The 10,756-nt window shown below is 58.9% G+C and carries 13 protein-coding genes; 4 read left to right on the top strand and 9 right to left on the bottom strand.

Annotation, left to right across the window (positions count from 1 at the left end; translation table 11 throughout):
• Positions 1-27 precede the first annotated feature (27 nt).
• From HMPREF9334_RS09525 to HMPREF9334_RS12680, 9 genes are all read right to left on the bottom strand, one after another.
• A complete protein-coding gene (locus HMPREF9334_RS09525) occupies positions 28-552 on the bottom strand; it encodes a methyl-accepting chemotaxis protein (protein WP_039957504.1) in 525 nt (174 codons plus the stop codon).
• A 121-nt stretch (positions 553-673) separates the two neighbouring features.
• Positions 674-1,903 carry a hypothetical protein gene (locus tag HMPREF9334_RS09520; protein WP_006693259.1) on the bottom strand — a complete coding sequence of 410 codons (1,230 nt, stop codon included), beginning with the start codon at positions 1,901-1,903 and terminating at the stop codon, positions 674-676.
• Positions 1,904-1,921: 18 nt separating this feature from the next.
• Positions 1,922-2,782, bottom strand: coding sequence for a polysaccharide deacetylase family protein (locus HMPREF9334_RS09515; protein ID WP_039957560.1), 861 nt, complete (start codon positions 2,780-2,782; stop codon positions 1,922-1,924).
• Positions 2,783-2,788: 6 nt separating this feature from the next.
• The gene (gene whiA, locus HMPREF9334_RS09510) at positions 2,789-3,709 is read right to left on the bottom strand and encodes a DNA-binding protein WhiA (protein WP_006693257.1); all 921 of its coding nucleotides are present in this window, start codon (positions 3,707-3,709) and stop codon (positions 2,789-2,791) included.
• A 1-nt stretch (position 3,710) separates the two neighbouring features.
• Positions 3,711-5,006 carry a gluconeogenesis factor YvcK family protein gene (locus tag HMPREF9334_RS09505; protein WP_006693256.1) on the bottom strand — a complete coding sequence of 432 codons (1,296 nt, stop codon included), beginning with the start codon at positions 5,004-5,006 and terminating at the stop codon, positions 3,711-3,713.
• A 3-nt stretch (positions 5,007-5,009) separates the two neighbouring features.
• Complete coding sequence (gene rapZ / locus HMPREF9334_RS09500) at positions 5,010-5,921, bottom strand: RNase adapter RapZ (RefSeq protein ID WP_006693255.1); 912 nt, start codon at positions 5,919-5,921, stop codon at positions 5,010-5,012.
• A gap of 11 nt (positions 5,922-5,932) precedes the next feature.
• Positions 5,933-6,727, bottom strand: a complete 795-nt coding sequence (locus tag HMPREF9334_RS09495) for a Cof-type HAD-IIB family hydrolase (RefSeq protein WP_006693254.1) — start codon at positions 6,725-6,727, stop codon at positions 5,933-5,935.
• A 4-nt stretch (positions 6,728-6,731) separates the two neighbouring features.
• Entirely contained in the window at positions 6,732-7,565 is an 834-nt protein-coding gene (locus HMPREF9334_RS09490) for a Cof-type HAD-IIB family hydrolase (protein WP_006693253.1), read from the bottom strand.
• Positions 7,566-7,623: 58 nt separating this feature from the next.
• A complete protein-coding gene (locus tag HMPREF9334_RS12680; RefSeq protein WP_071985993.1) occupies positions 7,624-7,749 on the bottom strand; it encodes a secretion protein HlyD in 126 nt (41 codons plus the stop codon).
• 185 nt (positions 7,750-7,934) lie between these two features.
• Here HMPREF9334_RS12680 and HMPREF9334_RS09485 point away from each other — a divergent pair, with 185 nt between their 5' ends.
• From HMPREF9334_RS09485 to fumC, 4 genes are all read left to right on the top strand, one after another.
• On the top strand, positions 7,935-8,384 hold the full coding sequence (locus HMPREF9334_RS09485) for a hypothetical protein (RefSeq protein WP_425358160.1): 450 nt from the start codon (positions 7,935-7,937) through the stop codon (positions 8,382-8,384).
• 48 nt (positions 8,385-8,432) lie between these two features.
• Positions 8,433-8,771, top strand: a complete 339-nt coding sequence (locus HMPREF9334_RS09480; protein ID WP_006693251.1) for a NusG domain II-containing protein — start codon at positions 8,433-8,435, stop codon at positions 8,769-8,771.
• A gap of 1 nt (position 8,772) precedes the next feature.
• The gene (locus HMPREF9334_RS09475; RefSeq protein ID WP_006693250.1) at positions 8,773-9,270 is read left to right on the top strand and encodes a Gx transporter family protein; all 498 of its coding nucleotides are present in this window, start codon (positions 8,773-8,775) and stop codon (positions 9,268-9,270) included.
• Between the two features lie 85 nt (positions 9,271-9,355).
• Positions 9,356-10,720, top strand: a complete 1,365-nt coding sequence (gene fumC, locus HMPREF9334_RS09470) for a class II fumarate hydratase (protein WP_006693249.1) — start codon at positions 9,356-9,358, stop codon at positions 10,718-10,720.
• The last annotated feature ends 36 nt before the right edge of the window (positions 10,721-10,756 follow it).

The following is a 10,756-nucleotide window of genomic DNA, read 5'->3' as shown; positions in this document are numbered from 1 at the left end:
GTTTCGTGCGGGAGGTTTTTTGCTGTCTTACGCGAGATTCTTGATATACTCTTTGAGTTCGTCCGCCGCACGTGTCACGCGCGAGAGGTTTGCCGTGATCTCCTGCGTCGATGCTGCCTGCTCCTCGCTGATGGAGCCGGTGGTCTCGATGGACTTCGAGATGTCCTCGACGGCGCGGTTCATCTCGTTCAGCGTCACCTGGATGCGCTCCGTCGCCTCACGCGATTGCTCTGCGAGCTTGCGCACTTCCTCGGCGACAACAGCGAACCCGCGTCCCTGCTCGCCGGCACGCGCCGCCTCAATCGCCGCATTCAGTCCGAGCAGATTCGTCTGCCCCGCAATGTTCGTGATGAAGTCGATGACCTTGATTGTGTCAGCGTTGCGCTCCTGCAGGAACTTCGCCTGCTTGACAGACTCCTGCCCTGCACTTGCGAGTTCCGTCGCACTCTTTGCCACCTGTTCAATCGCCTCGTAGACCGTCTGCGTCGAGGTCGCGATCCGCTCAATCGCTTCGAGCAGCCGCTCGTGATCGATCTTCGTCTCTTCTGCCATGTTGTTCTTCCTCCCTGATCCACCCGGGTATAAATTCGTATGCACAGCTTACTATGTTCCTATTTCAACGTGCATAAGAAAAACCCTTCTTCAAATTAGAAAATTATATTGTTAATGATCTTTACTTTTCAGGCATAAGAATAATATTCACGGGCAGATTCGATGCCCCCGGCGGTGAATACTCAAAATGAACGGGCTGCGCGGCAGGATATGTCCCGAGATCGGCGAGCTCCGTGTACTGCGTGAGGAGCAGCAGCCCTTCCTCACGTGCCTGCATCACATTCGGTGCCTCCGGCAGGGTCTGATCGCCGAAATACGGTCGCATTGCGGGGGTCTGAACCAGCGTGGTCTTTGTGCCGCTCTCCACACGCACCGCCCCCGCATAGACACCGCCGAGCGGGCTCAGGAAGTAGCGCATACGCTCACGCCCCGCCGTCGGAATGTTGATCTGATAGAGAATGCCGTAGTTGCCATAGTTGGTAACGGCAGAGCCATCCGTCGCGTCGATGCCGTGCCGATAGATGTCATGGATATTGTCGCCGATGGGGAAGTAGACCGCGCCATCCATCGCAGGATGATAGATCTTCTGTGATGTAAGGACACGGTTCATCCCGCGGAACGTCCCGCGCAGCGCAATTTCGTCGCGCGGCAGGACGCGTGCCGTACGCAAAAAGGAAAAGGGATCGACATCCGCGCCGTACATGATGACCGAGACGCGCACCGGCGCGTTCGTGTGGAAATCGTAGACACCGTAGACGAGTTGTCCTGGCGCAAGCAGGGTTTCGTTCATTGCGGGCACGAGAAGGCGCGGCCGCTCCTTCGTCACATAGATGCGCTCGTTCATCTCCTGCGTGTCGAAATAGCCGATCTGTGTCGCCTTTCCGACGTACAGATAGTCCGCACTCGGTGCTGCAGCAGCCCCGCGCGTCACAGAGACCGTCGCGAGATCCGCCTCCGTTTCAAGGACGACAGCGAGCTTCTTCGGCTGTGCCGTATCATTCAGATGATAGTAGAGAACGCGTGCATCCCCCGTTACCGTGTCGCGGTAGAGGATACCGGTCTCCTTGACGTACTCGGGGCTGTCCGAAAAGAGCAGCGTCCCCCCCGTATCGTAGGACTCCACATCCCAAAGCCGCATCATGCGCGATGTACCAGGCGAGAAGACGCGATTGCGCGGCTCCTCCGTATCACGCAGGATACTCTTGATACGATCGCGGATATTCGCCTGCGCCGCACCGCGCTCACGCACAATCGTCACGCCGTCCTCGTGCTGCGCTGCCATTGCCTGCCCCTCTGCAGCGAGGAGAACCAGCATCGCTGCAGCGATTTTCTGAAACAATCCCTTTTTCATTCGTTCCCTCTTCCAATTTTATTTTACACTGCGCAGCTTCGCCCGCAGCTCCGCAATTGCCGTGCGCACACCGTCCGGCAGCTCCGCCAGCCGCACATCGAGACGCGCGGCGATATCCGCCTTCATAAGGCGCAGGCGGAACTCCGTCAGCCCGAAATGCGGCGACGGGATGTTGACACGGCGCAGGAGATACGGATTCGTCTCCACATTGTTCAACCCCGCCTCACCCGTCACCGCCGTCAGGTAGTCCTCCTCAGCGAGCATCGCGACGATCCCCGCATCGTACGCTCCCGTCGGATAGGAGAAGCTGTAGATGGTTTTCAGGCCCTTCCACTCGAGCATCAGCTTCGAGAGGTGCAGCTCCTCGCGCTGTTTCTCGGTGGGCAGCGTCGTCAGCGGAATGTGGTTCGCCGTGTGGCTGCCGATCTCCATGCCGTGCCTCTCCAAGTCAAAGAGGTCGTCCCACGTCATATAGCCGGGGAGACCGATATCATTCGTCACCACATAGAACACTGCCTTCATGCCGCGCTCTTCGAGCATCGGCAGAATGACACGGTGGTTGTCCTCGTAGCCATCGTCAAAGGAGAGGATGACGGGTTTTTCGGGCAGCTGCTGCTTGCCCTTGCGTGCGCGTGCATAGTCCTGCGGCGTAATCGTCGTATACCCCTCCGCAGTGAGATAGTCCAGCTGCGCTGCAAAGTCCTCGGGTAAGACCACATAGCGCTCCGCCCCGGGACGCGGCTCCTCCGTTACCATGTGATACTCAAGAATGGGAAAGCCCGACGGCGGCGTTGCCGTCAATATCCATGCAGCAAACGCCGCGATCAGCAGCACGGGCAGCGGTAGTCCCATCGTAAGCCGCCGCGCGATACCTCTCATCAATACTCAAACCTCCTCTGCCAACGTGCGGATCTTCCGCAAACGATGGCTCATACCCGACTTGCTGATGTGACAGAGCGCAGCGAGCTCCGCAATACTGATTTCCGGATGAGCGCGGCGCATCTCTGCCGTCTCGCGCAGATCCTCCGGCAGCGTGGCAAGTCCTCCCGCCGCCGTCAGCCGCTCGATCGCCGCGAGCTGATCCGCCGCTGCATCCACTGCACGCTGCAGATTCGCCGTCTCCACATTGACGAGACGATTCACCTGCGCACGCACTTCCTTGAGATTGCGTGCGATCTCGATCTCCTCTGCCGCCTCCTCCGCCCCGATGAGCGCGAGGAAGTCCATGACGGCATCGCCCTCCTTGAGATAGACGACGTACGACTCGTGTCGATCCGTCAGTCCCACAGGAAAGTGCAGCCGGCGCAGGAGCGTGTGGAGTGCACGCCCCATCGCCGCATGCTTGCCCGTAATCTCAAGATGACAGCCCGCCTCGGGACGGTTCACGCTGCCGCCGCCGAGAAATGCACCGCGCAGATATGCCGCACGGCAGCACTTTTTTCGCAGGAGTGCCAGATCCGTTCCCACAGGAGTCTCGCCCCCCATAAAGCCGAGCCGCGTGAGGAGCGGTGTGACGCCCTCCCCCGCTGCAATGTTGACGATGTAAATGCGGCGGCGCAGCTGGGGTCTTTGCTCCATCGCAACCGAAGTTCCGATCGCCGCGTCCATCGTACGCAGCAAACGGATCACGCGGCGGGCGACAGCAGCACTCGCTGTCTCGAAACGCAGCCCGAGGCCATGTTCGCCATCCGTCACCATGGACGCACCCATGCGCAGGAGTGCGGCGAGCTCCGCCGTCTGACAACAGGAGCGTTCCGTATCCGTGCGCGAGAGCGCATTCTTTACATCCGAAGCAAACGACGGCATCTCAGCTCACCCGAAAATCGTAGATCATGCGCATGACATTGCGGCTAAGCTTGTCGGGATCGTGCCGCACCGCATCCGACTGATTGATGATGTCCGCCGCGACAAAACCGATGCCGAGCGCGTTGATCTGCGCCACGTCCACCGCAACGGGCGCAATGCCCTCTGCAGCGTATTTCTCACGCAGCTCGTCCGAGATCGGCGCATTGTTCACGAGCATAAAGTCGATCGCACCGCGCCCCGCATGTTTGATGATCGCCTCCGCGTGCATGGCGGCGGTATAGCCATCCGTCTCGCCCGGCTGGGTCATGACGTTGCAGATATAGATTTTGAGTGCACGGCTCTTTCGGAGCTCCTCGGCAACGCCATTGACGAGGAGATTCGGCATGATGCTTGTATAGAGGCTGCCGGGGCCGAGGATGATCGCATCTGCCGTACGGATCGCCTCCAGGGCGGACGGAACGGGTGCGACATCCGGCGGGTAGAGGCGCACGCGGCGGATACGGCCGTGTACCTCGGGGATGTGTGACTCGCCCTCGACCACTGTGCCGTCCTCGAGGATCGCATCGAGGCGCACAGACTGCTTCGATGCGGGGAGCACGCGCCCTTTGACCGCGAGAACCTTTGAGGATTCGCGCAGGGCAGTCTCCATATCGCCCGTAACCTCCGCCATCGCCGCAAGGAAGAGATTGCCAAAGCTGTGCCCTGCGAGATTGCTCTGCCCTTCGAAGCGATGCTGAAACAGTTTTTCCATCAGCGGCTCGGTATCGGCGAGCGCGACGAGGCAGTTGCGCAGGTCGCCGGGCGGGATAATGCCGAGCTCCTCGCGCAGCCTCCCCGACGAGCCGCCGTCGTCCGCGACCGTCACCACCGCCGTCACATTGCTCGTCAGCTCCTTGATGCCGCGCAGGAGCACGGAGAGCCCATGTCCGCCGCCGATCACTGTGACTGCAGGACCACGGCTGAGGCGTGTCTTTTCGTAGACGAGATCAACGAGGCGCGCCGATGTCCCTTCGGGCATCAGCGCGGTGATGACGGAGCGGATGATGTGGCGCGTCGCCAAGAGCATAAGACCGCTGCCGAGAAGTGCAATGAGGCCGCCCGCAATCGCCGTAAAGCCATAGTCATAGCTCCCCTGCCATGTGTAGACGAATCGGAAGATCGCCTCCTCGATGCTGTCAATGTATTTGTAGTTGAAGATCAGTGCCGCTCCGAGCCCGACACAGAGGGTTCCGACGGCAAAAACAAAGAGCCATCGTTTGAACCCCAAGCCGGGATAGAGCCATTTTATGAGATGCATCTCTCAGTCCTCACTCACGTGTTCGTGCACCTCATTCTTCATGAGGTCACGGTGTTCGAGGTGTGCTGCATAGTTTCTCTTGACACGGTCGTAGAGATGCTTGGCGATGAATACGCTGCGGTGCATGCCGCCCGTGCAGCCAATGGCGATGACGAGCTGGCTCTTGCCCTCCTTCACGTACTGCGGGAGGAGGAAGTCGATCATGCCGTCGAGGTACTGCTCAAATTTCTGCGTCACATCCCATGACTCGATGTAGGAGGCAACCTGCGGAACGGTGCCGCTCCTCTTGCGCAGCGAGTCCACATAGAACGGATTCGGCAGGAAGCGCACGTCAAAGACGAGGTCGGCATCGAGCGGAATACCGTACTTGAACCCGAATGAGAGAATGTTGACGCTCATCTCTGTATCCGCACCCGGGGTATCGTAGTGCTGACGGATGATGTCGCGCAGCTCCGCCTTGCGCAGGTTTGATGTGTCGATCAGCTGCGTTGCCCGTGCACGAATCGGTGCAAGCTGCGCGCGCTCGCGCGTCACGCCCTCCGAGATGCGCGCATCGGGCGCGAGCGGATGGGGACGGCGCGTCTCCTTGTAGCGGCGGATGATGACATCGTCGGATGCCTCAATAAAGAGCAGCTCATAGGAGACATCGCCCGCATCGAGTTCGCTAAGAATCCGCACGAAATCATCAAAGAACTCGCGGCTGCGCGTGTCCACCACGATGGCCACACGGTTGATCTGCCCATGCGTCTCGCGGCAAAGATCAATAAATTTAGGAATGAACACCGGCGGCAGATTATCCACACAAAAATAGCCCAGATCCTCCATATAGCGTGCCGCGAGCGACTTTCCACCGCCCGACAGCCCCGTCACGATCACGGGGCGGAACTTCTCCCCGCTGCGCTTCGTGTCCCCCATCACAGATCACCTCACAGTACAAATTTCTCAATGGCAAGCGCAATCCCGTTTGCATCGTTCGATGCTGTCACATAGCTTGCGCGTGCCTTCGCCTCTGGCAGCCCGTTCTCGGGTACGACGGAGAACGCCCCCATCTCCAGCATCTCGAAATCGTTGTCCGCATCACCTGCGACCATAACCTCATCGAGCGTGAGCCCCATCGCGTCCGCGAGTGCCCGCACACCGACCGCCTTGTTGATTCCGGGGGGATTGATGTCGACGCTCGTCCCCGCATTCTGCTGGGGAATGAGTTGATCGCCGAAACGCTCCCGCACCTCACATACATACGCGTCGACCCCATTTGTCAGTTCGCGCAGGACGAACTGCGGCACCTTCTCTGTATAGCGCAGATAGTCGTCGCCGACCTCCCTCACCACGAACCCTCTCGTTGTGGCATAGGCGGTAAAATACTCCGGGCGATACTCCGATGCGTAGATATCCATTCCTCTGTACCAGTTGACATACCAACCGCGCTCGTACGCAAAGGTCAGGAACGCAGCGGTCAATGCGGGATCGAAATAGCGTGCAAAGACAGGCTCTCCCTCCGCCGTGCCAACGTAGCCACCGTTGCAGCATACAACAGGTGCGTCGGAGGCGAGAAGGCGTGCGAAGTACAGTGCCGAGCGCAGCATCCGCCCCGTCGCAATCGTTACCGTGACACCGCGTGACATTGCGCGTGCAATGATGTCCTTCGTGCGCGTCGTGATTTTCTTGTCCGAGGTCAGAAGCGTCCCGTCCAGATCGAGTGCAATGAGTTTGATCGCCATCCCGTTATCCCCTCAGCGGCACGGGCGCATCCGCCTCCATGCCGAGCACGTAGTGATAAATCGCCGCCGCGAGCCCGTTCTCCTCACAGGTCAGAGTCTCGTAGTCCGTCACCTCTTTGACCTCGGGGAATGCGTTGCCCATCGCGATGCTCTTGCCCGCAGCTTTCAGCATGGGAAGATCGTTGTACGCATCGCCGATCGCCATCGTCTCCGCGATGGAGATGCCGAGTTTGCCCGCAAGTGATTTCAGTGCCGATGCCTTCGATATCCCCTTCGGTACAATCTCAATGAGACGGTCCGCCGAGCGCGTCACATCCACGCGTTCGCCGAATGCAGCGAGCACCGCCTCTGTACGCACGAGCGTCACGTCGCGCCCTTTCGTTGCGAGGAGCAGCTTGCAGTTGCCCTCCGTGTGCGTGAACAGCCCGTCCCAGCCGACCGCCTGCCCCGTAAGCTGCTGCGAGTTCTCGTAAAAACGGGACTCGTCGCACGCCTCCACATAGCGCAGAACACCGCCGCTGTAGCTCTGGATGTACCAACCGCGCTCCTTGCAGAACGCGATGATGTTGTGCGCGAGCGCTGAATCGACCGTGTGCTCCTCGTAGACGCGCCCGCTCGGGCTCTTGATGAGCCCGCCGTTATACGATATGATCGGCACGTCCACACCGAGCGCGCGTGCGACAGGCAGAGCCGCCTCGAACATGCGCCCCGTCGCGATCGTTACCGTGACCCCCGCCGCCGCTGCGCGGCGCACAGCGGCGATATTCTCCGCAGACACCACATTTCCGTCCGGCAGCATCGTCCCATCCAGATCCGATACGAATAATTTGATCGCCATATTATCCCCCCTGTATCCCAAATCCCCTGTTGTCCCATGATGTGAATCGTTTGCGTAACTAAGGAAGCACTGATAAATTCAGCCGCGCCATCTTAGCGCATCTTTTTTGCCCGCACTGTGTCGGCAAATCCTCCACATAGCCCTTGCTATGCGTCCGGTTTGTCTCCTTGTTCGGACGAAAAATCTACGCCAATCTGACGGACTTCATTTTATCAGCGATTCCCTAAGCGTTCGCGTGGGATTCGCGACACAGAGTCTCCCAAAATGCTGACAAATCCCATTTCCCTATGTTATAATAGCCCAGAAATCACCATCGAAAGGAGGAGCATCTTGCAGAACGTATTCCGCAATTTTCTCATCCTCATCGGTATGCTCCTCATCCTCACGGGCATCTTTGGGCTCTCCTACACCTACTGGATCGACCATCGCACGGCACGCAGCCTCTCCGCATATGCGCGCATCGACTTTCAGGCATCTTACACGGGTGAGGGACGGCTTGAGGGCGCAACCCTCGCGCTCTGGGACTACCGCTTTGACGAGGCGAAACTCCTGCCCGATGTCGTCCTCTACACAGACGGCACTGCGTGGGAGATGAAGGCAATCACCAAATATACGCCGCGTCCCGCCGAGGGCGCGGACAACCCGTATAAAAACGAAAACAAAATGTTCGTCGAGCTGCCGCGTGCCAGCCTCCCCGCCGTCCGCAAGGCGACAGGGGTACGTCTACGCTTTTACTATGACAACGGGCAGACCATCGACCTCCCGCTGAACGAGCCTGATCTTGCCTACTGGCAGCGCGAACTCGGAAAAGGCATCTAAAGGCTATTGTACTGTTATTGAAAACATTCGTCAAGGCAGGGAACTTCTATGAAGAAAAACGACCTCGTCCTCATCGGCGCACTGCTCCTCCTCTGTGGGATCGGTGCCGTATTTTTTTTCACACGTACGGACAATGCTGTGCGTCACGCCGTTATCACACAGGACAATGTGCAGCTCTACGACATCCCTCTCACGGGGCACACGGGCACGGAGAACATCGTCATTGCGGATGAGCACGGGGCGAACACGATCCGCATCGAGGATGAAAGCATCGCCGTCGTCGATGCGGACTGCCCCGACCTCGTCTGTGTCAAGACGGGTAAGGCATCAAAAAAAGGCGACGTGATCGCCTGCCTGCCGCACAAGCTCCTCATCGAAGTGAAGTGATATGAACCTTCACCGCATGACGCGCATTGCGCTGCTCACAGCACTCTCCCTCATTCTCTTTGTACTTGAGGGATTCCTCCCTCTGCCGCTGCCCGTTCCCGGTGCAAAGCTCGGGCTCGCCGCCATCGTTACACTCATCGCACTCCATCTCCTGCCGACACGTGACGCAGGACTCATGCTCACGCTGCGCATCCTCCTCTCCTCTACTCTCGGTGGAGGTGTCGCCCCCATGCTCTACAGTCTCGCGGGCGGCGCAGCGAGTTTTACGGCGATGGTGCTGCTGAAACAGCACTCGCAGCTGTCCATCGTCGGCATCAGCGCAGCGGGCGGCTTCCTACACAACATGGCACAGCTCCTCGTCGCCGCCGCCGTCATGCAGACGACCGCTCTCTTTTCCTATGCTCCCGTGCTCGGCTTTATCGGTATTCTGACGGGCATCGGCATCGGTATCGCGGCACAGGTAACTTTACAGAAAATTTATCATAATTTTGTTGGATAAACATTCTCATTTTCATTGTTTTGTGCTATACTCTCATTAGCAGATTTTTCTCTCTACTATTACAATTTTAAGGAGGACAATCCAAATGGAGTATCGCATCGAACACGATTCCCTCGGCGAAGTCAAGGTTCCGGCGGACAAGTATTGGGCGGCGCAGACGGAACGCAGCTTTGAGAACTTCCCCATCGGCATTGAGAAGATGCCCGCAGAGATCATCCACGCGTTCGGCATTCTGAAGAAATCCGCCGCGATCGCGAACAACAAGCTCGGCAAGCTCGACGACAAACGTCTGAACGCCATCAAGGCGGCGTGCGACGAGATCATCGCGGGCAAACTCGCGGAGCACTTCCCACTCGCGGTCTGGCAGACGGGCAGCGGCACACAGTCGAACATGAACGTCAACGAGGTCATCGCCAATCGCGGCAACGAAATCGCAGGTGAGAAGATCCTCCACCCGAACGATCACTCCAATATGTCGCAGAGCTCGAACGACACGTTCCCGACGGCGATGCACATCGCTGCGGTCATCGCCATTGAGGACGGACTCTTCCCGAGCATCGACCTCCTCGCGAATACCTTCCGCCGCCTGATGAAGGAGAACGAGGGCATTGTCAAGACAGGGCGTACGCATCTACAGGATGCCGTCCCCATCTCGTTTACGCAGGAGATCAGCGGCTGGCTCGCTATGCTTGAGCAGTCGAAAAAGCAGCTGCAGGCAGCACTGCCCTTCCTCCACGAACTCGCACTCGGCGGTACCGCTGTCGGCACGGGGCTCAACACGCCGAAGGGCTTCGATGTCGCTGTCGCACAGGCGGCAAGTGAGCTGACAGGCAAGAAGTTCGTCACAGCGCCGAACAAGTTCCACGCGCTCACGAGCAAAGATGCCATCGTCTTTGCACATGGCGGTCTCAAGGGGCTCGCCGCAAACATGATGAAGATCGCGAACGACATCCGTTGGCTCGCAGCAGGTCCGCGCTGCGGTCTCGGCGAGATCACAATCCCCGCGAACGAGCCGGGCAGCTCCATCATGCCGGGCAAGGTCAACCCGACGCAGTGCGAGTCCGTCACGATGGTCGCCGTACAGGTCATGGGCAACGATGCCGCCATCGGCATTGCTGCCTCACAGGGCAACTTCGAGCTGAACGTGTTCATGCCCGTCATGATCTACGACTTCCTCCAGTCCGCACGCCTCCTCACCGACTCCCTCAAGTCGTTCAACGACCGCTGCGTCACAGGGATCACGGCGAACCGCGAGAAAATGCACGAGAACCTCCACCGCTCGCTGATGCTCGTCACGGCGCTCAATCCGTACATCGGCTACGAGAACGCCGCGAAGACCGCACACAAGGCGTTCGACGAGAACATCAGCCTCAAAGAGGCGTGTGTCGCTCTCGGCTTCCTCACCGCCGAGAAGTTCGACGAGGTCTTCCACCCCGAAGAGATGGTGTAAAACCGACTTTCACTCATACAAAAAGGACTGCTGCAA

The sequence above is a fragment of the Centipeda infelix ATCC 43532 genome (assembly GCF_000234095.1).
Lineage (GTDB): Bacteria > Bacillota > Negativicutes > Selenomonadales > Selenomonadaceae > Centipeda > Centipeda infelix.
This window is presented reverse-complemented; position numbering and strand designations above follow the sequence as displayed.